We start from the raw sequence: 24,402 nt of genomic DNA, 5'->3' as shown, positions 1-24,402 counted from the left end.
GATGATCAATACTCCAGACCAGCAGGCGGTGGACGCCGCCATCACGTCGCGCCGTTCGATCCGCGCCTTCCTGCCCACGCCGCTGGCGCGCGAGGATATCGAACAGCTGCTGCAAGTGGCGGCGCGCGCGCCGTCCGGCACCAATACCCAGCCGTGGAAAGTCTACGTGCTCACCGGCGAGAAAAAACAGCGCTTGTCTGAGCGCATTCTGGCCGCACATAGTAATCCTGAAGAGGCCAGCCGGCACACCGAGGAATACCCGTATTACCCGCGCGAGTGGGTGTCGCCCTATGTGGACCGGCGCCGCAAGGTGGGCTGGGACTTGTACAAGCTGCTGGGCCTGACGCGCGAGAACAAGGCCGGCATGGCGGCCCAGCACGGCCGCAACTACGCATTTTTCGACGCCCCGGTGGGGCTGATGTTCACCATAGACCGCGTGATGGAGCAGGGCTCCTGGCTGGACTACGGCATGTTCCTGCAAAACATCATGGTGGCGGCGCGCGGGCGCGGGCTGGACACTTGCCCGCAAGCAGCCTTCACGCAGTACCACAAGATTATCCGCGCCGAGCTGGAATTGCCCGATAATGAAATGGTGGTGTGCGGGATGTCGCTGGGCTACGCGGACCCCGGCCGGATCGAGAACACTTTGATCACAGAACGCGAGCCGGCTGCCAATTTTGTTAAATTTGTAGAGTGAGCAAGCTGTGGTTTTACGGTGCGCTGCGGGATGGATATTGCTTGCGCCACTGCGAGGTTTTGCTACACTGCAACAAGAATAGTCTCACTGCATTGGGGAACGAAAATGGTTAAATTGACCTTGGGCGCGATACTCGCCTTGCTGTGCGTCTCGCTGCCCGCCTCGGCGGCCCATGCGGGGGAGAGCGCGCGCAAGCCCGCTGTGAAGAAAAGCAAGGCCACGCCGCGCCGCCAGACCATGGTGCTGCAGCCGATGGCGACGGCGGCCCCGCGCGAGCGCACCGTGCGCCGCGTGATGGTGGTGAACGGCAAGCGCAAGGTGGTGTACCAGAAGGTGAGCAATGTGTCCGAAGGCCTGGCGCGGCCCACCATGGGCGACCTGGCCGGCCTGCACCTGACGCGCGACCCGCTGGACCTGAAGTCGAATGTGGCTTTCGTGCTGGACCAGGCCAATTCGGAAATCCTGTTTGAAAAGAATGCCGGCGTGGCGCTGCCCATCGCCTCCATCACCAAGATGATGACCGGCCTGGTGGTGGTGGAAGCCGGCCAGGATATGGACGAAGTGCTGACCGTGACCGAGGAAGACGTCGACCACGAAAAATTCAGCAGCTCGCGCCTGCGCGTGGGCTCGCAGCTGACGCGCGCCAATATGCTGCATATCGCGTTGATGAGTTCGGAAAACCGCGCCGCCTCCGCGCTGGGCCGCCACTATCCGGGCGGCCTGCCGGCCTTCGTGGACGCCATGAACGCCAAGGCGCAGTCGCTGGGCATGACGGACACCCGCTACGTCGATTCCAGCGGCCTGTCGAAAATGAATGTGGCCAGTGCGCGCGACCTGGCCAAGCTGGCCATGGCGGCCTACCAGCATCCGGTGCTGCGCGAATATTCCACCGATGCGAAAGCCGTGGTGGAAGCGAATGGCCGTCCTATGCAGTTCGGCACCACCAACCGCCTGATCGCCACGCCGGGCTGGGAAATCGGCCTGCAAAAGACCGGCTTTATCAATGAAGCGGGCCGCTGCATGCTGATGCAGGCGGTGATCCAGGGCCGCGCCGTCATCATGGTGCTGCTCGACGCCAAGGGTTCGGCTGCGCGCGCCGCGGACGCGGGCCGCATGCGCAAATGGGTGGAAGCGCTGAAACCGGCCGGCATGTCGGCCAGCGCGCTGGGCGGCGGACTGACCGGCTCCGCCGGCACTGTCTCTCCCGCTTACTCCACCGGCATGTAGCCGAGCGTGGCCGAGATCTGGTTGGCGGTGCTGACCAGGTCTTCCAGCCATTCATCCTGCAGGCGGTCGGCCGGCGCCGAGATGGACAGTCCGGCGATCAGCTTGCCGCTGTCGTCCCGTATGCCTGCCGCCATGCAGCGCACGCCCAGTTCCAGCTCCTCGTTGTCGCGCGCATAGCCGCGCGCCCGCACCAGGCTCAGCTCGCGTTCCAGCTTGGCCAGATCCGTGATCGAATTCTTGTTGTGCCCGGCCAGGCCGGTGCGCGTGGCGTAGGCGCGGATGGCTTTCGGCTCGTCCACCGACAGGAACAGTTTGCCGGTCGAGGTCAGGTGCAGCGGGCCGCGTCCGCCGATGGCGCGCACCACCTGCATGCCGGAGCGCTCCGAGAAGGCGCGGTCGATATACACGATCTCGTCGCCCTGGCGCACCGACAGGTTGATGGTCTGCTGGGTTTTCTTGTGCAGCGAGCGCATGAAGTCCAGCGCCGCTTCGCGCACCGACAAACGGCTCTTCACCACATTGCCCAGTTCCAGCAGGCGCATGCCGAGGCGGTAGGTGCCCGGTTCGATGCGGTCCACAAAGCGCGTCAGCACCATGTCGTTCAGGATACGGTGCGCCGTGGACGGGTGCAGGCCGGATACCTTGGACAGTTCCTTCAGGCTCACCGGGTCCGGATACCTGGCCAGCGCGTCGAGCAGCGCAACCATGCGTTCTATCACCTGGATGGTGGTTTTTTGCTCAGGGACGGTTTCAATTTTCATGATGTGGTTGGTGCAGTGCGGTATTTGTCCTCTACTTTATACCATGATGTGAAAAAAAGGGGAATTCCGGCGCGCGCTTCTCCTATGGCGGAGGCATAATGACGCACCGTATCAATACTGGACAGCCATATGGAACAACCTGTTAGCGAATTTAAAAGCAAGAGCGGCCTCAAACGCATCTATTCGGCGCTGTTGTATTCCATGGACGGTCTGAAGGCCGCCTGGCGCCACGAGCACGCTTTCCGCCAGGAATTGATGCTGTTTGCCGCCGGCGCGGTGACGGCGCTGCTGCTGCCGGTGTCGGCCTTCCAGAAGCTGGTGCTGATCGCGCCGCTGGTGCTGATGCTGATCGTGGAGCTGATCAATTCAGCCATCGAGGCGGTGGTGGACCGCATTTCGCTGGAGCGCCATCCGCTGTCCAAAAACGCCAAGGACTTCGGCAGCGCCGCCGTGCTGCTGTGCGGCCTGCTGGCCGCGCTGACCTGGGCGGTGGTGCTGGTGCAGCGCTTTTACTGATGTACCAAGCCATATGCATTCACGGTATATGGAATCTCTAAATACTTCGTTCTCAAATATATAGGCCGGCGATAAGCTACAGTTTCTGAGGTCCTAACTACAACGGGGTATTCTGATGCTGTCCAAAAAAATTATCGCTGCAACCGTCTTCGCTGCAACCGCTGCCGCTTCCACTTTCGCGCCTGTGCTGGCCGCCGAGTTCAGCTTGCTGAACGTTTCCTATGACCCAACCCGCGAGCTGTACGCGGACGTCAACACCGCCTTCGCCAAGGACTACAAGGCCAAGACCGGCGACACCGTCAAGATCAAGCAGTCGCACGGCGGCTCGGGCAAGCAGGGCCGCGCCGTGATCGACGGCCTGGAAGCGGACGTGGTGACGCTGGCGCTGGCCTACGACATCGACGCCATCGCCGAGCGCAGCCTGCTGAACAAGGACTGGCAGAAACGCCTGGGCCACAACAGCACCCCGTACAGCTCGACCATCGTGTTCCTGGTGCGCAAGGGCAATCCCAAAGGCATCAAGGACTGGAACGACCTGGTGAAACCGGGCGTGGCCGTCATCACCCCGAATCCGAAGACCTCGGGCGGCGCGCGCTGGAACCACCTGGCCGCCTACGGCTACGCACTGCGCCAGCAAGGCGGCAGCGACGCCAGCGCCAAGGACTTCCTGAAGAAGCTGTACAAAAACGTGCCGGTGCTCGATTCCGGCGCGCGCGGCGCCACCACCACCTTCGTCGAGCGCGGTATCGGCGACGTGCTGATCGCCTGGGAAAACGAAGCGCTGCTGGCCATCAAGGAACTGGGTCCGAACAAGGTTGAAATCGTGGCGCCGTCGGTCAGCATCCTGGCCGAGCCGCCGGTGGCCGTGGTCGACAAAGTGGTGGACAAGCGCGGCACCCGCAAAGTGGCGGAGGCCTACCTGAACTTCCTGTACACCGACGAGGCGCAGGAACTGATCGCCAAAAACTACTACCGTCCCACGGTGGAGAAGGAAGCCAAGAAATACGCAGCCCAGTTCCCCAACGTGAAACTGTTCACGCTGGCGCAAGTGGCGGGCGACTGGACCACCGCGCAGAAAGTGCACTTCGCTGACGGTGGCGTGTTTGACCAGATCTACACCCCGGGCAAATAAGCCCGGCGGCCTCCGCCGCCCCCAACTTTGCTTGCTAAGCAGGGGGCGGCGGGTGCACAATGATTAGATCGTCAATATTTTCGAGGAGTTATTATGACCTTACGCCTGGGCGACGTCGCCCCCGATTTTGAGCAGCAGTCTTCCATCGGCCCGATCAAGTTCCACGAGTGGGCTGGCAATTCCTGGGTGGTGCTGTTCTCGCACCCAGCCGACTTCACCCCGGTGTGCACCACCGAGCTGGGCCTGACCGCCAAGCTGAAGCCGGAATTCGACAAGCGCAATGTGAAAGCCATCGCGCTGTCGGTGGACCCGGTTGAGTCGCACGCCGCCTGGATCAAGGACATCGAGGAAACGCAGAAAACCGTGGTGGGCTTCCCCATCATCGCCGACGCGGACAAGAAGGTCGCCAATCTGTACGACATGATCCACCCCGAGCAGTCCGCCACGGCCACCGTGCGCACGCTGTTCGTGATCGATCCGAACAAGAAGATCCGCCTGTCGATCACCTATCCGATGAGCACCGGCCGCAACTTCGACGAAGTGCTGCGCGTCATCGACGCCCTGCAGCTGACCGACGGCTACACCGTGGCCACCCCGGGCAACTGGAAAGATGGCGACGACGTCATTATTCCGCTGACCGTGCAGGATCCGGAAGTGCTGAAGCAGAAGTATCCGAAAGGCTTCAAAGCCGAGCGGCCTTACCTGCGCGTGACCCCCCAGCCTAACAAGTAATACCGAAGTGTCATTGGACGCATAAGCAAATAGGGAATCCGTTGTTTGGATTCCCGGCAACTCTGGTTACCCTTGCGGCTCTTATTGGAGAGTGCGCATGGATTTGTCGTTTATAGCATCAGGTTTCGGCGTAGGCCTGCTGGTCGGCATGACTGGCGTGGGCGGCGGCTCGCTGATGACGCCTATCCTCACGCTGCTGTTCGGCGTTTCTCCTTCGGTTGCCGTGGGCACCGACCTGGCCTTCGCGGCCGTCACCAAATCCGCTGGTACCTTCACGCACCGCCTGCGCGGCACCGTGCGCTGGGATATCGTGCGCCTGCTGTGCCTGGGCGCGGTCCCGGCCGCCATCGTGGCCGCCATCGGCCTCAAGCAGTTCGGCGCGCTGGATAAGGAAATCGGCCAGCTGATACGCTATTCCATCGCCGGCTCCGTCCTGCTGACGGTGGTCGCCATCCTGTTCCGCAGCAAGATGCTGGCCTGGATCAACGCCCATCCCGAACGCCAGCTGCAAGGCCGCGCGCTGGACACCGCCACCGTGGTGGCAGGCGCCGTGCTGGGCACGCTGGTCACCATTTCCTCCATCGGCGCCGGCGCCATCGGCGCCACCTTGCTGGTGATGCTGTATCCGCGCCTGAGCGCGGCCGAAGTGGCGGGCACCGATATCGCCTATGCGGTGCCGCTGACGGCCGTGGCGGCCTTCGGCCACTGGTGGCTGGGGTCCATCGACTGGATGCTGCTGCTGACCCTGCTGGTCGGCTCCGTGCCCGGCATCACCATCGGCTCCTGGTTCGCGCGCGCCGTGCCCGAGCGCGTGCTGCGCGGCCTGCTGGCCGCCACGCTGACGGCGGTGGCGGCCAAGCTGCTGGCGTAAGGAAATAACACTGGCAAATTCACATCTAAGCAAATGACAATTGCGTCGTTTGCTTCATAACTCCTCTATGCGATTATCCGGGCCTAAACTCGGAATTGTAATAAGAGGAGTGTTCATGTCTGCAGTCGCCATCCCGGCCGCCCCGCCGGTGACATACCAACCCAGGAGCGCCCCGTTCAGGGTGATGCCGGGCTTTAAGCTGTCGCTGGGCTTCACGATCTTCTATCTGTCGCTGATCGTGCTGATCCCCCTGTCGGCGGTGTTCCTGAAAACGTTCACCATGAGCTGGGACCAATTCTGGGCCGCCGTCACGTCCGAACGCGTGATGGCGTCCTACCGGCTGACCTTTGGCGCTTCGCTGATCGGCGCCTTCATCAACGCGGTGTTCGGCTTCATCGTGGCCTGGGTGCTGGTGCGCTACCAGTTCCCCGGCAAGCGCATCGTGGACGCGCTGGTGGACCTGCCGTTCGCGCTGCCCACCGCCGTGGCCGGCATTACGCTGACGGCGCTGTATTCCTCCAACGGCTGGTTCGGCTCCTTCCTGGAAGGCACGCTGGGCCTGAAGGTGGCGTTCACGCCGCTGGGCGTCGTGGTGGCGCTGACCTTTATCGGCCTGCCCTTCGTGGTGCGCACCGTGCAGCCCGTGCTGGAGGACGCCGAGCGCGAACTGGAGGAGGCCGCCGCCAGCCTGGGCGCGAGCGCCTTCCAGACCTTTGTGCGCGTGGTGTTCCCCACCGTGCTGCCTTCGCTGATGACCGGCTTCGCGCTGGCCTTTGCGCGCGCCACCGGCGAATACGGCTCGGTTATTTTCATCGCCGGCAATATGCCCATGGTGTCCGAGATTACGCCGCTGTTCATCATCACCAAGCTGGAGCAGTACGACTACGCGGGCGCCACGGCGATTGCCGTGGTGATGCTGCTGATCTCCTTCGTGCTGCTGCTGTCCATCAATCTGCTGCAAGCCTGGGCTCGCGGAAAGTCGGGTAAATAAATGAGCGCTCCAATTCCATCCGCACCGCGCCGCGGCGAACTGGCGTCCGCGCCCAACATCCTGGAGCCGCTGTGGGTGCGCGGCCTGCTGATCGCCGTCGCGCTGGCCTTCCTGACGCTGTTCCTGTTCGTGCCGCTGGTGGCCGTGTTCGCCGAGGCGCTGAAAAAGGGCTGGGACGTGTACGCCTCCGCCATCGTCGAGGACGACGCCATCTCCGCCATCAAGCTCACGCTGATCACGGCCGCCATTGCCGTGCCGCTGAACCTGGTGTTCGGCGTGGCCGCGTCCTGGTGCATCGCCAAGTTCGAGTTCCGCGGCAAGAGCTTTTTGCTGACGCTGATCGACCTGCCGTTCTCGGTGTCTCCGGTGATCTCGGGCTTGATCTACGTGCTGCTGTTCGGCGCGCAAGGCTGGTTCGGTCCGTGGCTGTCGGCGCACGACATCAAGATCCTGTTCGCGGTGCCGGGCATCGTGCTGGCCACCATCTTCGTGACCTTCCCCTTCGTGGCGCGCGAGCTGATACCGCTGATGCAGGCGCAGGGCAGCGAGGAGGAGGAGGCCGCGCTGGTGCTGGGCGCGTCCGGCTGGCAGACCTTCTTCCGCGTGACGCTGCCCAATATCAAATGGGGCCTGCTGTACGGCGTCATCCTGTGCAACGCGCGCGCCATGGGCGAGTTCGGCGCGGTGTCGGTGGTGTCCGGCCATATCCGCGGCGAGACCAACACTGTGCCGCTGCAGGTGGAGATCCTCTACAACGAATACAACTTCGCGGCCGCTTTCGCCGTGGCCTCGCTGCTGGCACTGCTGGCGCTGGTCACGCTGGCCCTGAAATCCTTTATCGCCTGGCGTCTGCATGAAGACTACGCCGGTCAAACTTCGGAGCATTGAGCCATGACGATCGCAGTCAAAAACATCAACAAGCGCTTCGGCGAATTTACCGCCCTGAACAATGTGTCGCTGGACTTTCCCACCGGCGAACTGACCGCGCTGCTGGGGCCTTCCGGCTGCGGCAAGACCACGCTGCTGCGCTGCATCGCCGGCCTGGAGCATCCGGACTCGGGCCAGGTCCTGCTGGACGGCAAGGACGCCTCCGACCGCCACGTGCGCGAGCGCCAGGTGGGCTTTGTGTTCCAGCACTACGCGCTGTTCAAGCACATGACGGTGTTCGAGAACGTGGCCTTCGGCCTGCGCGTGAAGTCGCGCGCCGAGCGTCCGTCCGAATCGCAGATCAAGCAGAAGGTGATGGACCTGCTGGGCCTGGTGCAGCTGGACTGGCTGGCCGACCGCTATCCGCCGCAGCTGTCCGGCGGACAGCGCCAGCGTATCGCCCTGGCGCGCGCGCTGGCGGTGGAGCCGCGCGTGCTGCTGCTGGACGAACCGTTCGGCGCGCTGGACGCCAAGGTGCGCAAGGAACTGCGCCGCTGGCTGCGCCGCCTGCACGACGAGCTGCATGTAACCAGCATCTTCGTTACCCACGACCAGGAGGAGGCGCTGGAAGTGGCCGACCAGGTGGTGCTGATGAACAAGGGCAACGTCGAGCAGATCGGCGCGCCGGACCAGGTGTACAACCATCCCGCGTCGCCGTTTGTGTACGGCTTCCTGGGCAATGTGAACATGTTCCACGGCCGCGTGCATGAAGGCGTGATCACCACCGGCGGCGTGGCGCTGGACCTGCCTTCGCACGGCGAAACGCAGGACAGCAAGGGCATCGCCTATGTGCGTCCGCACGACCTCGACGTGGACCGCTACACGGAGGGCGCCGAGGGCATCGTGGTCAAGCTGCGCCGCGCGCACGCCATCGGCCCGCTGGCCCAGCTGGACCTGGAGCGCGCCGACAACGCCGAGATCATCGAAGCGGTGATCCCCAACGAGCGCTACAGCTCGCTGGGCCTGAAGGAAGGCGAGACCCTGGTGGTGCGTCCGAAACGCCTGCATGTGTTTGTTGATGAAGGAAGCGCGATATGAATTTCCAGCAACTGCGTTCCATACGCGAAGCGGCCCGCCGCAACTTCAACCTGACCGAAGTGGCCAACGCGCTGTTCACCTCGCAGCCCGGCGTGAGCCGCCAGATCCGCGAGCTGGAGGACGAGCTGGGCGTGGTCATCTTCGAACGCAACGGCAAGCGTTTGACCGGCCTGACCGACCCTGGCAAGGGCATACTGAAGATTATCGACCGCCTGCTGGTGGAGGCCGAGAATCTGCAGCAGGCCAGCCAGGAATACACCGGCCAGAACAGCGGCACCCTGACCATCGCCGCCACCCACACGCAGGCGCGCTACGCGCTGCCGAAAGTGGTGCAGAGCTTCCGCGCCGCCTTCCCCGAGGTGCGCATCGCCCTGCAGCAAAGCTCGCCCGAGCATATCGCGGAATGGGTATTGTCGGGCAAGGCGGACATCGGCATCGCCACCGAGGGCCTGAGCCAGTTCCCCGACCTGGTGTCCTTCCCGTGCTACCGCTGGAGCCACCTGATCGTGGTGCCGGACGGCCATCCGCTGCTGGGCCGCACCAATATCCGCCTGGAGGACCTGGCCGAGTTCCCGCTGATTACCTACGACGTGGGCTTTACCGGCCGCGGCCACCTGGACGACGCCTTCGCGCGCGCCGGCGTGCGTCCCGACATCGTGCTGACGGCCATGGATTCGGACGTCATCAAGCAGTACGTGTCGCTGGGCCTGGGCGTGGGCATCGTGGCTTCGATGGCCTTCGACCACGGGCGCGACAAGGGCCTGCGCGCGGTGGAAGCGTCGCACCTGTTCGCGGCCAACACCACGCGCCTGGCGGTGCGGCGCGGCGCCTATCTGCGCACCTATGCGCAGGAGTTCATCCTGCAGTTTGCCCCCGAGCTGCGCCGCAGCGATATCGAAGTAGCCCTTGCGGGGCCTGAGGCCGCGTAAAGTCCATCTAGTGTTGCGGCGGGAAAACAGACTATTTATTTTCCCGCCGGATATTGTCATTACGCCATATACTGAATTCAGCGTCAGTACAGTTTAATCCGCGCACAGCACCCCATTTTTGAAACATTGTTTTAAAGTTCAGGGAGCGTCACATGGGCATAGGCAACTGGAAAATAGGCACGCGGCTGGCCGGAGGATTGGGCTTGTCGCTGGTGTTCATGGTGGGCATGTCGGTGGTCGGCATCGGTAATCTCGGCAAGCTGAACAGCGGCACCGACGACCTGGCGGCCGACAAAGTGCCCAAGGTGATCGAGGCGTATGAGGCGGTGGGCGGCGTCAACGACATCGCCCGCGCCATGCGCAACGCCATGCTGTCCACCGACCCGGAAACCGTGCGCAAGGAGCTCAAGCGCGTGGACGACAGGAAGGTGGAAATCGCCGCCCGCCTGGACAAGCTCACCACGCTGATTTCCGACGACGAGGATGCGGAAAGCAAGGCCAAGCTTAAGGCCGTGCTGGAGGCGCGCCAGCGCTACGAGGTGGTGCAGAGCGCCTTCGTGGCCAAGTCCGCCGACGTAAGCAAGCGCGACGAGAACGTGGTCTACCTGCTGACCACGGTGCGCAAGGAACAGACCGCCTATCTCAACTCCCTGACCGACCTGGTCAAATATCAAACCGAAGCCGTCAACAAAGCCGCCACGGACGCGCACGCGGCCTACCTGAGCGCGCGCACCATGATGATAGCGCTGACCGTGATCGCGTCCGTGCTGGCGGCCGTGGTGGTGTACTGGATTACGCGCAGCATCACCAGTCCGCTGAACCGGGCGGTGGGCGTGGCCGAGGCGGTGGCCGGCGGCGACCTGACCCAGCACATAGAATGCGACAGCGCCGACGAAACCGGCCAGCTGCTGCGCGCGCTGAAGAATATGAACGAGAGCCTGGCGCGCACCGTGGGCCGGGTGCGGTCCGGATCGGACACCATCTCCACGGCGTCCAGCGAAATCGCCAGCGGCAATCTGGACTTGTCCTCGCGCACTGAACAGCAGGCCTCCAGCCTGGAGGAAACCGCATCGTCGATGGAGGAGCTGACCTCGACCGTGACGCAGAATGCGGAGAACGCGCGGCAGGCCAGCTTGCTGGTGGTGTCGGCTTCCGAGTTCGCCACCAAGGGCGGCAAGGTGGTGGGCGAGGTGGTGAACACCATGGGCGCCATCAAGGAAAGCTCGAACAAGATCGTGGACATTATCGGCGTGATCGACGGCATCGCTTTCCAGACCAATATCCTGGCCTTGAACGCGGCGGTGGAGGCGGCGCGCGCGGGCGAGCAGGGCAGGGGTTTTGCCGTGGTGGCGTCCGAGGTGCGCAACCTGGCGCAGCGATCGGCGGCGGCGGCCAAGGAGATCAAGGCGCTGATCGGCCAGTCGGTGGAAACCGTGGACACCGGCGCGCGCCTGGTGGACGAGGCGGGTGCGACGATGGAAGGCATCGTCAAGGCGGTACGCCAGGTGGCGGACATCATGACCGAGATCAGCGCGGCCAGCCAGGAGCAGAGTTCCGGCATCGCGCAGGTGAACCAGGCGATTGTGTCGATAGACGATGTGACGCAGCAGAACGCGGCGCTGGTGGAAGAAGCCGCCGCCGCCGCGCAGTCGATGCGCGACCAGGCCGAGCTGCTGGCCGAAGCGGTGAGCGTGTTCCGGCTGGCGGAGCAGCAGTACCAGGTGCAGGCCGCGCCGCCTGCGCGGCGCGCCCAGTCCCGGGTGGCGATCGCCGCCGGGTAAAGTCCTTACAGCGTGGGGCGGCTTACCAGCTATAGCCAGCCTTGGCGTAGTAGTAGCGCCCGTTGAAGCCATTCGGCGCAAAGCCGCTGTACGGATTGATGCCGTTGTTGTTGAGGTTGTTCAGCGACGTCACCTGGTCCGGATACTTGTCGGTCAGGTTGTCCACGCCTGCGCTCAGCTTCCAGTTCCTGCCCAGCTTCACGCTGCCGGACACGTCCAGCACCCACTGCGGGCTGTACACTTGGTCCTGCGCCGCCACGTTCTGCGGCACGGTGAAGCTGCCGTAGCGCGTGACCAGGCCGCGCGCCGTCCAGATGCCCGCCGTGTAGTCGGCCGCCAGGCTGAACTTGTCCTTGGGCGAACCCACCGTGGCGCGGTTCACCGTCTGGCGGTCGATCAGCAGCAGCTTGTTGGCCGTCAGCACAGCCGGATTGTCGGCGATGCGCACGATCTCGTTCTTGTTGTGGTTGTAGGCCAGCGTGAAGTCCAGCCTGTCCTTGTTGGCCAGGTCCACGCGGTAGGTGCTCACCAGGTCAACGCCCTTGGTGCGCGTGTCGACCGCGTTGGTGAAGTAGCGCGCCGCGCCCACCAGCGCGCCTTGCGCGGCCAGCGTGGCTTTCAGCGCGTCCGGCAGGATCAGGTTGGCCGAGAACAGGATGCGGTCGTCGATGTCGATGCGGTAGGCGTCCACCGTGGTGCTGAAGTTGCGGAAGGGCTGCAGCTGCAGACCCAGGCTCAGGTTCTTGGCCTTCTCGGGTTTCAGCGGCTGCGCGCCCAGCGCCAGCGCGGCGGTGCTGTTGACGGCGAAGGTGCCGGTCTCGATCGGCGTGTTGACGCCGTTGATGATGGAGAAGTTGGTGGTGGTGATGGTGTAGAACTGCTGCGCCAGCGACGGCGCGCGGAAGCCGCTGGAGGCGGTGCCGCGCAGCGAGACCGCGTCGCTGAAGGCGTAGCGCGCCGAGGCCTTGGCCGAGGTGGTGGTGCCGAAGTCGCTGTAGTTTTCGTGGCGGGCCGCCAGCGCGCCGGAGAACTGCTTGGTGAACGGCGCTTCCAGGTTCAGGTAGATGGACTTGTTGTTGCGGCTGTTCTTGCCCGCGTTGACGGGGCGGAAGCCGCTGAAGCCCTGCGAGCCGCTGCCGCTGTAGGAGGCGGCGTCGCCCGCTTCGATTTCGTAGCTTTCGCGGCGCGCTTCCACGCCGGCGGCGGCCGTCAGCGGTCCGCTCAGGCCGGGCACGGCGAACTCGCGCGCCAGGTCGAAGTTGAACACGGACTGGGTGTTGGTCAGTTTGCCGAGATGGAAACTGGTCGGGCTTTTTTCCTTCAGGTCCTGGTTGACGGTGTTGTGGATGTTCAGGTCGAAGCGGTTGCTGCCGTAGTCCAGGCTGGCGTCCCAGCGCCAGGCGCCGGCCGCGCCGCGCAGGCCGGCGGTCAGCGATTCGTCGATGGAGGTGCTGTCCTGCAGCGGCAGGAAGCCTTCCGGGAACAGCGGCGTGCGCTGCGCGGTGCCGTTCAGCGCTGTGCGCCAGGTGGCGGCGGCCTCGGTCTTGCGCTGGCCGAAATTGCCGAAGGCGTAGAAGTCGATGTCGTCGTTCACGCGCAGCTGGCTGTTGAAGAACAGGTTGCGCGGCTTGGTGTCCGGGTCGCCGTAGCGCTGGTTGACCTTGCCGTAGCGCGGCTCGGCCGGGTTGCGCAGGTCGGGGCCGGCGCGGTTGGTGGGATTGCGGTCGGCCGCTTCCGCCGCCAGGCGCAGCCAGCCGCCGTTGCCCAGGTCGAAGCCGCCGGTGGCGCGCAGCGTGACGCTCTCGCCGTCGCCTTCCTTGTACTGGCCGTAGCCGATTTCCGCTTCGCCGCCCTTGGCGCCTTTTTTCAGGATGATGTTGATGACGCCGGCGATGGCGTCCGAGCCGTACTGGGCGGCCGCGCCGTCGCGCAGCACTTCAATGTGGTCGATGGCGGCGATGGGGATGGCGTTCAGGTCCACCGGCGCGGAGCCGCGTCCCAGCGTGCCGTTCACGTTCACCACGGCCGAGGCATGGCGGCGCTTGCCGTTCACCAGCACCAGCACCTGGTCCGGCGACAGGCCGCGCAGCTGCGCGGGGCGCACGGCGTCGCTGGCGTCGGCGCCGGACGGCCGCGGGAAGTTCACCGAGGGCAGCACGCGGCCCAGCACCGTGGCCAGTTCGCTGGAACCGGAGGCCTGCAGCTCGCGCGCGCCGATGATGTCGACCGGCGATTCGGAGTCGCTGCTGCGGCGGTTCTTGGCGTAGGTGCCGGTGACGAGCACGGTCTGCACGTCGCCGGACGGCAGCTCCTGGGCATGGACGGCAACTGCGGCCGGCAGGCCCAGCGAGGCGATCAGGCTGGAGGCCAGCAGTGCGCGGCCGGGATGTGCTTGGGTATGGCGGAAACTCATGGCTGACTCTCTTGCTTGTGTAAAGCCGGGAGCTTACCGATGAGTTGTTAAAGAGGGAACGAATGCTTATTGCTAAGCTTATGTCCCTCCGACATATACCGCTTTATTGTCCCGGGTCGGGCAGGCTGGCGTGGATGGCGTCGATCTGCGCCACGAGTTCCGGGGACAGCACGGTGCCCAGCGCGTCGATATTTTCCTTCAGCTGCGCCAGCGTGGTGGCGCCGATGATGGTGGAGGCGACGAACCAGCGCGTGTAGCACCAGGCCAGCGCCATCTGCGCCGGCGTCATGCCGTTGGCGCGCGCCAGCGCCGCGTACTGCGCCACCGCCGACAGCACGGACGGACGCAGGTAGCGCGGGCTCCAGCTGGCCGGGAAGATGGTCAGGCGGCCGTGCGCTTTCGGGTTGTCCAGGTACTTGGCCGTGAGCTGGCCGAACGCCAGCGGGCTGTAGGCCAGCAGGCTGACCTGCTCGCGGTAGCAGGTCTCGTTCAGCAGGCTGGTTTCGTAGTGGCGCGCGGTGAGGTTGTACAGGTTCTGGATGGTGGCGATGCGCGGCAGGCCTTTCATCTCGGCCTGCTTGATGAATTCATTCACGCCCCAGCACGATTCGTTCGACACGCCGATGTGGCGGATCTTGCCTTCCTGCTGCAGCTGGCCCAGCACGGCCAGCGTGTCCTCTATCGCCACGCACTCGCGCTCTTTGGCCGGGTCGAACACGGACGCGCCGAAGATAGGCACGTTGCGGCTCGGCCAGTGCAATTGATATAAATCGATATAGTCGGTTTGCAGGCGCTGCAGGCTGGTGTCCACGGCGGCGCGGATATTGGCCGCGTCCAGGTTGTTCTGGCCCTTGCGTACCCAGTGCATATTCGGATTCGGACCGGCCACCTTGGTGGCCAGCACCACGTCCGCGCGCTTGCCGCTTTTCTTCAGCCAGGAGCCGATGTAGCGCTCGGTGGAGCCTTGCGTTTCCGCGCGCGGCATCACCGGGTACATTTCAGCGGTGTCGATGAAGTTGATGCCGCGCTCGAGCGCGTAATCGAGCTGGCTGTGCGCGTCCGCTTCGGTGTTCTGCTCGCCGAAGGTCATGGTGCCGAGGCAGATCTTGCTGATCTTGACGCCGGTGGTGCCGAGGGTGCTGTATTCCATGCTGTCTCCTTATTTGCGGCGCACTGCGTCGGCGCAGTCGCGTATCAGTGCGGGGCCGGCGTAGATCAAGCCGCTGTACAGCTGGACCAGCTGCGCGCCCGCGTCCATTTTCACCTTGGCGTCCGCGCCCTGCATGATGCCGCCCACGCCGATGATGGGCAGGGCGTCGCCCAGTTCGGCCTTGAGCAGGCGGATCACCTGGTTGGACAGTTCGAACACCGGCGCGCCGGACAGGCCGCCCGCTTCGGCGCCGTGCTGCATGCCTTCCACGGCGGTGCGGCTGAGCGTGGTGTTGGTGGCGATCACGCCGTCGATCTTGTGGCGCAGCAGCGCGTCGGCGATGTTCTTCACCTGGTCGCCGTCCATGTCCGGCGCGATCTTCAGGGCCAGCGGCACGTAGCGCTTGTGCTGGTCGGCCAGGCGCTGCTGCGCGTCCTTGAGCTGGGCCAGCAGGCCGTCCAGTTCGGAGCCGCCTTGCAGCTGGCGCAGGTTCTTGGTGTTGGGCGAGGAGATGTTCACCGTGACATAGCTGGCGTAAGGGTAGACCTTCTCCAGGCAGTGCAGGTAGTCGTCGGCGGCGCGCTCGATCGGCGTGTCGGCGTTCTTGCCGATGTTCAGGCCCAGCACGCCTTCCTTGTTCTGGTAGAAGCGCGAGGACTGCACATTGGCCACGAAGGCGTCCACGCCGCCGTTGTTGAAGCCCATGCGGTTGATGATGCCGTGCGCGGCCGGCAGGCGGAACATGCGCGGCTTGGGATTGCCCGGCTGAGCGCGCGGCGTGACGGTGCCCACTTCGATGGAGCCGAAGCCCAGGTCGGCCAGCGCGTCGATGTAGGCGCCGTCCTTGTCCAGGCCCGCCGCCAGGCCGACCGGATTCTTGAACAGGATGCCCATCACGGTGCGCGGGTCCGGCTTGGGCGCGCGCGCGAAGGCGCGGGTCAGGCCCAGTTTGGAGGCTTTCTTGAGCGCCGGCAGCGTGAAGTGGTGGGCGGCTTCCGCGTCCATGGAGAACAGCATGGGGCGGGCGAGGGAGTACAGGAATTTGTCGGACATGGAGGGGCTACCAGAAAAAAGTAGCCCGTATTCTACCGCGCCATGACACTCCATTGCCCTTTGATGCGCGCCTCCAGCGGCTGGAAATTGATCTTGTAGGACATTTTCGGACTGTCCGCGATCCAGTAGCCGAGGTAGACGTAGGGCAGGCCCAGCTCCTGCGCCTGGGTGATCTGCCAGACTATATTGTAGGTGCCGTAGGAGGCGCCTTCCACCTCGGGATCGAAGAAGGTGTAGACCGAGGACAGGCCGTCCGACAGCACGTCGATGATGCTGACCATGCGCAGCGTGCCGTCCGGGTCGCGGAACTCGACCAGGCGGGTGTTGACGCGGCTCTGCAGCAGGAACTGCGCGTACTGGTCGCGGCTGTCCTGGTCCATGCCGCCGCCGGCGTGGCGCGTGCTCTGGTAGCGCAGGTAGAGGTCGTAGTGCTCGTCCGAGAAGGACAGCGTGGCCACGCCCGCCGTCAGCTTGCCGTGCCGGGTCCAGGCGCGGCGCTGGCCGCGCGTGGGGCGGAAACCGGCCGCCGCCACCCGCACCGGCACGCAGGCCTGGCAGCCGTCGCAATACGGGCGGTAGGTGAAGATGCCGCTACGGCGGAAACCGTTGCGCACCAGCTCGGAATACACGTCCGCGTTGATCAGGTGCGAAGGGGTGGCCACTTGCGAGCGCGCCTGGCGCTCGTCCAGGTAGCTGCAAGGGTAGGGCGCTGTCGTGTAGAACTGCAGCGTTGCGAAGGGCAGGTCGTTCAGGTGCGTCATGCGCGTCCCGGGGCAAAAATGGTGTCCGTGTCCATATCATAGCGCAGAAAGCGGCGAACTCTGCACGCTAATCGGCGGCGCTGGGGTATGGCTGCAACGGTGTCCAGCCGCCGATGGCGGGCAGGCCGATATTGGCGTCCAGATGCTGCAGGAAGGCGGCGCGCGGGATGGGGGCGGCGCCCAGCGAGGCCAGGTGGCCGGTCTCCTGCTGGCAGTCGATCATGGCCACGCCATTGGATTTCAGGAAATGCACCAGGTAGGCCAGCGCGATCTTGGAGCCGTCCGTCACGCGCGCGAACATGGATTCGCCGTAGAACATGCGGCCTATGCACACGCCGTAGGCGCCGCCCACCAGTTCGCCGTCCAGCCACAGCTCGGACGAGTGGGCGTAGCCCAGCTGGTGCAGGCCGGTGTAGCCGGCGATGATGTCGTCCGAGATCCAGGTGCCGGGGCCGTCGCGGCGCGGCGCGGCGCAGGCGCGCATCACGTCCTCGAAGGCCGAGTCGAAGCGCACCTGCCAGCGGCCGCCGCTTTCTGCGCTGCGCTGCACCTTCTTGATGGCTTTTTTCAGGCTGTCGGAGACGCGGAAGCGGTCCGTCATCAGCACCATGCGCGGGTCGGTGCTCCACCACAGGATGGGCTGGCCTTCGGAGAACCAGGGGAAGATGCCGCGCTGGTAGGCGGCCAGCAGGCGGGCGGGCGACAGGTCGGCGCCGGCGGCCAGCAGGCCGGGCGCATCGGTGGTGAGCGCCTGGGAGACGTCGGGGAAGGGCGAGTGCGCGTCCAGCCAGGGGATCATACGTCGCTGCGCATGGGTTTCGTGATGTCCTGGGTGTGGAAGCCGTGGCCGCCGCCGCTGGCGCGCATGCGGGCGCGGTCGGCGAAGAACAGCTCCAGCGTGGTGCGGATGGTGGGGAAGGCCAGGTCGTCCCAGGGGATCTCGTCTTCGGTGAACATCTGCACCTCCAGGCTTTCCTCGCCGGGGGCGAAGTCGAGGTCGCGCAGCGTGGCCAGGTAGAACATATGCACCTGGTGCACGCGCGCCACGTTCATCAGCGTGAACAGCGGGCCAAGCTCGATGTTGGCGCCGGCCTCCTCCACGGTTTCGCGCACGGCCGCTTCGGCCGTGGTTTCATTGTTTTCCATGAAGCCGGCGGGCAGGGTCCAGTAGCCATAGCGTGGCTCGATGGCGCGCTTGCACAGCAGCACCTGCAGCTTGCCGTCCTGCTCCCATACGGGGACGGAGCCGAGCACCATCTTGGGATTCTGATAATGGATCGCGGTGCAATGGGGGCAGACGTAGCGCGGGCGGTTGTCGCCGGCGGGTATGGTCAGCTCGACCGGGTGGGCGCATTCGGAACAGAATTTCATGGGAGGCGGTTGGGGTCAGCGGTGTTTGTTGGCGTAGTGCTTACTTTACACCGATTGCGGGCTGTGCGCGTAGCGCGAGCGCTCGCTATGCGGGGGCTGTAGAGGATAAATTGGCTCTATCATTGATGATCTCGAGATTGATATTGCCTAAAGTCTTCAGTTGCCCTATAATACGTTCATACAGACGCGGGGTGGAGCAGTCTGGCAGCTCGTCGGGCTCATAACCCGAAGGTCACAGGTTCAAATCCTGTCCCCGCAACCAGATACAGAAAGCCGTTGAATTCGAAAGAGTTCAACGGCTTTTCCGTTGGGGCGCTTATTTTTTGAGAAGAATAACGCCGGTCCAAAGAACGATGGACATGATGGTGCCGCCCACGACAAGTAAAACCCCCAGGCGGGTAGTGAGCTTGCGCCGGTTCTCCGGGTCTTCCAGATATTCAGCAAACCATTTCATATCTCCTCCTTGACGACCATCAGCGAGCGAGTAGATGCGTGGCCGGAAAGGTAATGGCCGTTGCCGCCGACGCCACAATTGATGGTAGCACCACGGGCGTCAATTTTTCGGTCTTTCGGTTCTTGGCCATGACCGTCGCATCGGTTGTGCTTACAGTGACCAGCACAGATGAGATGACAATAACAAGAACATGCCATGCTATCGCGACCCATGCCAGAGCAATATTGTCCGCGTTCCGTGCCAAGCTGGGCGGGGCTACAACTCCTGCGGCTTCGTAGCAGGCAGCCGCGCACATGGCGATAACGGGCCAGTAAAGCTGACCGTCCTGTATGGCCCATTTCAGGAGCATTCCAGCTTGACCTCGATGCTGCCGCCCTGCGCTCAATAATGGAAGTAGAGCAATTGGAGCGAATAGCGGCACGGCGACGTTCAATAGTAACCAGCCGTAGAATTTATAATTTTCCATGAGGATGCTCGGACGGAGGACTTGCAGAGCTTACCCGCTGGTACGCCGCGACGTTTTGGCGCGGATCAAGCTGCGGGCGGCGGCGCAGGGCGGCGGCTTGCGCTAACTGGCGGTCCAGCGCGGCGATCTGGCAGACGAGGTCCGCCAGCGGCGCGTCCGGCTGCGCGAGGAAGGCGGCGATTTCGGCCAGCGGCATGCCGAAGCGGCGCAGCGCTTGCTGTACGCATCCGGCGGCGGCTTTCCTTCGTCTTTCATTTAATATGCTGGCTATGCAACGCCTACTCATCTTCCTGCTCGCATGCCTGGCCTGCACGGCGCTGCGCGCGGACGGCCATGCCGCCACGCCTGCACACGCTGCGCATGCTGCGCATCCAGCCCTGGCGCAGCTGCCCGCGCGCATGCTGTGGGCGTGGGAGCGGCCGGAAGATTTGCGCTGGCTGCCCGCCGATGCCGGCGTGGCCTACGTGGCGTCGACCATGCTGCTGCGCGGGGAGGAGGCGCTGGTTCATCCGCGCACCGCGCCGCTGCTGCTGCGCGAAGGCGTTGCGCTGGTGCCGGTGCTGCACGTGGACGCGTCCTGGCGCGTGCCGCCTGCGCTGAGCGCGCAGCAGTCGGCGCGCATCGTGCAGGAGCTGCTGCGCGTGGCGCAGCGCGGCAACCGCAGCGTGGTGCAGCTCGACTTTGAAGTGCGCCGCTCGCAGCGGCCTTTCCTGGCGCAGACCATGGCCGAGATCCGCCGCCAGCTGGACCCGCGCATCGCGCTGTCTGTCACGGCGCTGGCCTCGTGGTGCATGGACGACGCGTGGCTGCCGGCCGGGCTGGCCGACGAGGTGGTGCCGATGGCTTTCCGCATGGGGCCGGGCCAGGACGCATTGCGCCAGCGCCTGCACCGCCAGGGCTTCACCCAGCCGCTCTGCCGCGCCGCCGCAGGCTATGCGAGCGACGAGCCGCCGCTGCGCAGCGTGGCCGCGCGCGGCTATTATTTTTCTCCCCGTCCGTGGACCGCCGCAAGCTGGCGGGCCATGCAATCCGAACCTTACTCGTCCATTCCATGAAACGACACCGCATCCTTTCCTCCATCGCCGCAGCCGCCCTGTTCGCGGCGCTGCCCCAGCCTGCGCTGTCCAGCGGCGGCGACGGTTTCAGCGCCAACCGGTTCGCATCCGAATACCAGGTTGCGCCTGGCGTGCTGGCGCAGTTCGCGGGCGGCAATCTGGGCGTGCTGCCGGGGACGTACTGGCGCGTCTACCACTATCTGGCTTACCAGGCCGCGAAAGGCCGCGCTCTCACGCCGCAGCAGCTGGCCGCGCTGGAGCTGGACCGCTGGCATGTGGGCAAAACCAGCGGCTGGGACTACAGTTATGAAGCGGAGAAAAATGGCTCCGGCGCCTGGCTGAAGGAGCGCGCCGTCTACGCGAAGCAATGGGGTTTGGCGGATGTGAAACTGGACGTGATGGGCGACGTGGAGCACGCCAGCTACGTCAACTGCCATGAGGATGCGTTCAAGCAGGCGGCGCTGACGATGAAGGCGCGCGCGCAGCTCGGCGCGGGCGGTAAGGCGGACCAGTGGCACAAGGCCTGGCTGCAAGGCCAGGATGCGGTGTTCGCCAACTGCGAGGAGCCGCCTTATCAGTACGGTTCGCCGCAGCCGAAGCGCGTGGTGCAGCTGCCGCCCGCCGCACCGGCGAACGCGCCCGACTGGCTCAAGGCAGACCAGGCCTACCAGACCGCCGCCGCGCATTTTTACGCCCGCAATTTCGACTTGGCGCGCAAGCAGTTCCTGGCCGTCGCGCAGGACGCCAGGTCGCCCTGGCGCACGCTGGGCAGCTACCTGGCGGCGCGCAGCCTGATACGCGGCGCCACGCTGGAGCAGGGCGGCAAGGCGCCGGACCGGGCGGCCAGGCTGGCGCTGGCGCGCAAGGAGCTCGATGCGCTGGCGCAGTCGTATGCGCCAGCCAGGCAAATGATCTCGCTGGTGGACGCGCGCCTGGACCCGGTGGCGCGCATCGCCGTGCTGGCGCGCAGGCTGGAGCAGGAGCCCTTCAGCGCCGAGACGCCAAGGCTGCTGAGCGACTATCTGGTGCTGCTGGACCAGCAGCCGCGCAGCGCGATGATCGCGGCGCAGGAACCGCTGACGGCCTGGATAGGCAGCATGCAGGCCGAGGCGCCGCTGGACGTGTTTGAAAGCGCCAACAGCAAGGAAGTGCAGCAGGCGCGGACGCAAGCCTTGCAGGATCTGCGCGCGCGCTGGCTCAAGCAGAAGGAAGACGGCGCGCTGTGGCTGGCGCCGCTGCTGACGCTGGCCCACGCCGGCGAGCTGACCGAGGCCGAGAAGAAGGCCGCCGCCGCGGTCCCGGCCAGGCATCCGCTGTATCTCACGCTGCAGTACCACCTGGCGCGGCTCGCCATCGCCGAGAAGCAGGCGGCGCAGGCCGACAAGGACATAGACCGCCTGATGGCCAGCCACGGCAAGGCCATGTCGGTTGCCACCACCAACCGCTACCTGGCCTTGAAGCTGTTTTCGGCCGGGACGCTGGACGACTTCCTGAAGGCCGCGCCGCGCAAGCCCGATCCCGTGGAAGCGGGCGAGGCGATCGACAGCGCGCCGGCCGAAGGCGAGACCGACGAGGACTTCGGCCGCAGCGTGTACCGCTATTTCCCCACCGCCGAACTGCGCGCCCTGCTGGCGCATCCGCGCCTGCCCAAGCAGTGGCGCAAGCCGCTGGAGGAAACCATGCTGGCGCGCGCGCTGATCTTCAACGACGAGGCGACGGCGCTGGCGCTGCTGGACAAGGTGGCGCAAGGCCGCAAGACCACCGAGCATCTGTACGCGCGCTACCGCAAGGCGGCCAGCGGCGCTGAGCGCCAGCTGGCCGGCGCGCTGATACTGGTGAACACGCCGGAGCTGAATCCGTCCGTGATCGATGCGCAGGGCAGCAGCCGCAACTGGGGCTGCCGTTCGGGCGGACTGGAGGAGTCCCAGGCCATGCCCAAACAGCCGCCGCGCTATCTGAGCGCGGAGCAGCTGGCGGCGGCGGGCAAGGAGCAGCAGGTGCTGCTGAAGCTTCCGCTGCGCACCGAGTTCATCGCACCGGCCTTGCTGGCGTGGGCCAAGCTGAAGCCGAACGACGACGAGGCGCCGAAGGCCTTGCATTTCCTGGTGGCGTCCACGCGCATGGAGTGTCCGTATGGGTCGGACAAGGAGGAGAAGGACCAGCTGCGCGCGCAGTACTCGAAGGAGGCCTTCAATCTGCTGAAGAAGAACTACCCGAACAGCAAGTGGGCGCAGCAGACCAAGTACTTCTACTGACGGCCGCTTTTATTCGGCGGCGCGTGGATGCAGGCTGGCCCACAAATGCGCCGCCGCCATGGTGCGGTGGGGCGCGTAGCGCTTGAGGATTTCCTCGGTGCGGGCCATGTCCGGCTTGCTGTCCTCGCCCAGCAGCGCTTGCAGCGCGGCGCGGATGGCCACGTCGCCGTGCAATGAGCAGTCGGGATAGCCGTAGCCGCGCAGCAGGCCGTAGTTGACGGTCCACGGTCCTATGCCCTTCACCGCCAGCAGCGCCTTGCCGATGTCGTCGATGCTGTTGCCGGGGCCGGGCGCGAGATCGAGTTCGCCGCTGGCCACCAGCGCGGCAAAGCGCAGCAGGGTTTCCGCCTTGGCGCGCGAGAATTTTCGGCTGGTGAGGTCGTCCACTTGCAGGCGCGCGGCGCCGGCGGCGTCCGGGTAGCACCACAGGCCGCTGCAGTGCTCAACGCCCGCCTGCAGGATGAAGGTGCGGCGCAGCGAAATGGCGAAGGGCAGGTTGATCTGCTGGCCGATGATGGCCCAGGTCAGCGCTTCGAACACGGTGGCCGACTGCACGATGCGCAGGCCGGGCTGGCGGCGCGACAGTTCGCCCAGCAGCGCGTCGTTCGCCGCGAAGTCGAGGAAGGGCTGCGGGTCGATGCGCATGCCCAGCACATTGAGCACGGCGTCGTGCGCCTGCCGGGCCAGCGCGGGCGGCAGCTCCCCGGGCAGGCCGGCGTGCACGCCATACTCCGCCGCGCCGGCGGCCAGCGCAATGTCCAGCACCAGCGGCACGCCTTCCATCACCACGCCTTTGCGCAGCCGCTCGGGGCTGATCTGTTCCGCCACGCTTTCCGCGTCCCGGCTGTGGAAGGCCAGCACGTCGTGCAGGCGGTAGCCCTGCGGCAGCGCGATGCGGTGCTTCATGCGGAGGCCGATTTGCGCAGCCAGCCGAAGCCGGGCTTGAAGCCGGTGACCAGCGCGGTGCCGACGATGACGATGGCCGAACCCAGTATGGTGTACCAGCCCACCACTTCATTCAGGAACAGGGTGCCGAGCAGGATGCCGAACAGGGGACTGAGGAAGGTGACGGTCAGCGCCGAAGTCGGTCCCACGTCGCGTATCAGGCGGTAGTACAGCAAGTAGGCCACGCCGCTGCACAGCACGCCCAGCGCGAGCGCCGCGCCCATGATGCCCGCCGTGGGCTGGCCCGGCTGCGGGAAGAACGCCAGCGAGGGCAGCACCAGCAGGGTGGCCGCCCACATGCTGCCGTGCGCGTTGGCGAAAGGCTCGACCGCCCTGGCGGACTTGGCGTAGGTGCTGGCGATGCCGTAGTTGAAGGCGGCGAACAGCGCGGCGGCGATGGCCAGGCCGGCGCCTTCGCGCGAGCTGGCGTGGTCGAAGCCGACCAGCAGCGCCACGCCGCCGGTGCCCATGACGAGGCCCAGCATCACGCGCGCGGACACCATCTGGCGCTGCCACACGGCGCCGATAAGGGCGCCCCAGATCGGCGCGGTGGCGTTCAGCACCGCCATCACGGAAGCGGACAGCGTGCGCGCGGCGTAGGCGTAGAGCAGGAAGGGCAGGGCGGAGTTGAAGAAGCCCAGGATCAGGTAGTGCTCCCAGTTCCGGCGCAGGTCGAGCGGCTTTTTCATCAGCAGCGCCACGGCCAGCAGGAACAGCGAGGCGAACACCACGCGGTATTCAATCAGCACGGCCGGGCCGAGCACCGGCGCAGCAATGCGCATGAACAGGAAGGAGCCGCCCCAGATGGCGGCAAGCAGGATAAGGCGCAGCAGGTTGGCAGTGCTCATGGTCGGACTCGGTGAGGTGGGCGGCGCTA

At 65.3% G+C, this 24,402-nt stretch carries 25 protein-coding genes and 1 tRNA gene; 14 read left to right on the top strand and 12 right to left on the bottom strand.

Going from position 1 to position 24,402, the window contains the following annotated elements; translation table 11 throughout:
* The first annotated feature begins 1 nt into the window (after position 1).
* Both AC07S4_RS25275 and AC07S4_RS25270 read left to right on the top strand, forming a co-directional pair.
* Entirely contained in the window at positions 2-697 is a 696-nt protein-coding gene (locus AC07S4_RS25275; protein WP_494989418.1) for a nitroreductase, read from the top strand.
* Between the two features lie 105 nt (positions 698-802).
* Positions 803-1,924: a serine hydrolase gene (locus AC07S4_RS25270; protein WP_494989230.1), complete on the top strand. Its 1,122-nt coding sequence runs from the start codon at positions 803-805 to the stop codon at positions 1,922-1,924.
* On the opposite strand, the gene AC07S4_RS25265 is transcribed toward AC07S4_RS25270, so the two are convergent.
* A complete protein-coding gene (locus AC07S4_RS25265; protein ID WP_161073733.1) occupies positions 1,906-2,685 on the bottom strand; it encodes an IclR family transcriptional regulator in 780 nt (259 codons plus the stop codon). The genes AC07S4_RS25270 and AC07S4_RS25265 overlap by 19 nt on opposite strands.
* A 129-nt stretch (positions 2,686-2,814) precedes the next feature.
* Here AC07S4_RS25265 and AC07S4_RS25260 point away from each other — a divergent pair, with 129 nt between their 5' ends.
* From AC07S4_RS25260 to AC07S4_RS25220, 9 genes are all read left to right on the top strand, one after another.
* Positions 2,815-3,201, top strand: coding sequence for a diacylglycerol kinase (locus AC07S4_RS25260; RefSeq protein WP_494989229.1), 387 nt, complete (start codon positions 2,815-2,817; stop codon positions 3,199-3,201).
* Between the two features lie 115 nt (positions 3,202-3,316).
* Entirely contained in the window at positions 3,317-4,333 is a 1,017-nt protein-coding gene (locus AC07S4_RS25255; RefSeq protein WP_494989228.1) for a sulfate ABC transporter substrate-binding protein, read from the top strand.
* Positions 4,334-4,426: 93 nt separating this feature from the next.
* Entirely contained in the window at positions 4,427-5,065 is a 639-nt protein-coding gene (locus AC07S4_RS25250; RefSeq protein ID WP_161073736.1) for a peroxiredoxin, read from the top strand.
* 97 nt (positions 5,066-5,162) lie between these two features.
* A complete protein-coding gene (locus tag AC07S4_RS25245; RefSeq protein ID WP_161073737.1) occupies positions 5,163-5,936 on the top strand; it encodes a sulfite exporter TauE/SafE family protein in 774 nt (257 codons plus the stop codon).
* Between the two features lie 184 nt (positions 5,937-6,120).
* Entirely contained in the window at positions 6,121-6,927 is an 807-nt protein-coding gene (gene cysT / locus AC07S4_RS25240) for a sulfate ABC transporter permease subunit CysT (protein WP_494989417.1), read from the top strand.
* The gene (gene cysW, locus AC07S4_RS25235) at positions 6,928-7,815 is read left to right on the top strand and encodes a sulfate ABC transporter permease subunit CysW (protein ID WP_494989227.1); all 888 of its coding nucleotides are present in this window, start codon (positions 6,928-6,930) and stop codon (positions 7,813-7,815) included.
* 3 nt (positions 7,816-7,818) lie between these two features.
* Positions 7,819-8,892, top strand: a complete 1,074-nt coding sequence (locus tag AC07S4_RS25230; RefSeq protein WP_494989226.1) for a sulfate/molybdate ABC transporter ATP-binding protein — start codon at positions 7,819-7,821, stop codon at positions 8,890-8,892.
* Entirely contained in the window at positions 8,889-9,821 is a 933-nt protein-coding gene (locus AC07S4_RS25225) for a CysB family HTH-type transcriptional regulator (RefSeq protein WP_494989225.1), read from the top strand. Before AC07S4_RS25230 ends, AC07S4_RS25225 begins: the two co-directional genes overlap by 4 nt.
* A 152-nt stretch (positions 9,822-9,973) precedes the next feature.
* Entirely contained in the window at positions 9,974-11,602 is a 1,629-nt protein-coding gene (locus AC07S4_RS25220; protein ID WP_494989224.1) for a methyl-accepting chemotaxis protein, read from the top strand.
* 22 nt (positions 11,603-11,624) lie between these two features.
* On the opposite strand, the gene AC07S4_RS25215 is transcribed toward AC07S4_RS25220, so the two are convergent.
* From AC07S4_RS25215 to AC07S4_RS25190, 6 genes are all read right to left on the bottom strand, one after another.
* Complete coding sequence (locus tag AC07S4_RS25215; protein ID WP_494989223.1) at positions 11,625-14,015, bottom strand: TonB-dependent receptor; 2,391 nt, start codon at positions 14,013-14,015, stop codon at positions 11,625-11,627.
* Between the two features lie 103 nt (positions 14,016-14,118).
* Positions 14,119-15,165: an aldo/keto reductase gene (locus AC07S4_RS25210; RefSeq protein WP_494989222.1), complete on the bottom strand. Its 1,047-nt coding sequence runs from the start codon at positions 15,163-15,165 to the stop codon at positions 14,119-14,121.
* A gap of 9 nt (positions 15,166-15,174) precedes the next feature.
* Complete coding sequence (locus tag AC07S4_RS25205; RefSeq protein ID WP_494989221.1) at positions 15,175-16,218, bottom strand: quinone-dependent dihydroorotate dehydrogenase; 1,044 nt, start codon at positions 16,216-16,218, stop codon at positions 15,175-15,177.
* Between the two features lie 32 nt (positions 16,219-16,250).
* Complete coding sequence (locus tag AC07S4_RS25200; RefSeq protein WP_494989220.1) at positions 16,251-16,979, bottom strand: arginyltransferase; 729 nt, start codon at positions 16,977-16,979, stop codon at positions 16,251-16,253.
* Between the two features lie 67 nt (positions 16,980-17,046).
* Positions 17,047-17,778, bottom strand: a complete 732-nt coding sequence (gene aat / locus AC07S4_RS25195) for a leucyl/phenylalanyl-tRNA--protein transferase (RefSeq protein WP_494989219.1) — start codon at positions 17,776-17,778, stop codon at positions 17,047-17,049.
* A complete protein-coding gene (locus AC07S4_RS25190; RefSeq protein WP_494989218.1) occupies positions 17,775-18,350 on the bottom strand; it encodes an NUDIX hydrolase in 576 nt (191 codons plus the stop codon). Before AC07S4_RS25190 ends, aat begins: the two co-directional genes overlap by 4 nt.
* 185 nt (positions 18,351-18,535) lie before the next feature.
* Here AC07S4_RS25190 and AC07S4_RS25185 point away from each other — a divergent pair.
* Positions 18,536-18,612: transfer RNA gene (locus AC07S4_RS25185), tRNA-Met, on the top strand.
* A 54-nt stretch (positions 18,613-18,666) separates the two neighbouring features.
* On the opposite strand, the gene AC07S4_RS25180 is transcribed toward AC07S4_RS25185, so the two are convergent.
* Genes AC07S4_RS25180 through AC07S4_RS25170 form a run of 3 tightly spaced genes read right to left on the bottom strand, consistent with a single transcriptional unit; the run spans position 18,667 to position 19,466 of the window.
* Positions 18,667-18,804, bottom strand: coding sequence for a hypothetical protein (locus tag AC07S4_RS25180; RefSeq protein WP_494989217.1), 138 nt, complete (start codon positions 18,802-18,804; stop codon positions 18,667-18,669).
* Positions 18,805-18,823: 19 nt separating this feature from the next.
* Entirely contained in the window at positions 18,824-19,270 is a 447-nt protein-coding gene (locus AC07S4_RS25175) for a hypothetical protein (RefSeq protein WP_494989216.1), read from the bottom strand.
* Positions 19,257-19,466, bottom strand: a complete 210-nt coding sequence (locus tag AC07S4_RS25170; protein ID WP_494989215.1) for a hypothetical protein — start codon at positions 19,464-19,466, stop codon at positions 19,257-19,259. The genes AC07S4_RS25175 and AC07S4_RS25170 overlap by 14 nt, the downstream gene beginning before the upstream one ends.
* Positions 19,467-19,539: 73 nt before the next feature.
* On the opposite strand from AC07S4_RS25170, the gene AC07S4_RS25165 reads away from it, so the two are divergent.
* Together AC07S4_RS25165 and AC07S4_RS25160 are read left to right on the top strand one after the other, a co-directional pair.
* Complete coding sequence (locus tag AC07S4_RS25165) at positions 19,540-20,325, top strand: hypothetical protein (protein ID WP_494989214.1); 786 nt, start codon at positions 19,540-19,542, stop codon at positions 20,323-20,325.
* Entirely contained in the window at positions 20,322-22,580 is a 2,259-nt protein-coding gene (locus tag AC07S4_RS25160) for a hypothetical protein (protein WP_494989213.1), read from the top strand. The genes AC07S4_RS25165 and AC07S4_RS25160 overlap by 4 nt, the downstream gene beginning before the upstream one ends.
* Before the next feature lie 9 nt (positions 22,581-22,589).
* Here the strand turns inward: AC07S4_RS25160 and AC07S4_RS25155 are convergent, their stop codons facing one another.
* Positions 22,590-23,486: a DNA-3-methyladenine glycosylase 2 gene (locus AC07S4_RS25155; protein ID WP_494989212.1), complete on the bottom strand. Its 897-nt coding sequence runs from the start codon at positions 23,484-23,486 to the stop codon at positions 22,590-22,592.
* A complete protein-coding gene (locus AC07S4_RS25150; protein ID WP_494989211.1) occupies positions 23,483-24,373 on the bottom strand; it encodes a DMT family transporter in 891 nt (296 codons plus the stop codon). The genes AC07S4_RS25155 and AC07S4_RS25150 overlap by 4 nt, the downstream gene beginning before the upstream one ends.
* Positions 24,374-24,402: the final 29 nt, after the last annotated feature.

Source organism: Pseudoduganella sp. GW821-FHT05F09, assembly GCF_059419605.1.
This window is presented reverse-complemented; position numbering and strand designations above follow the sequence as displayed.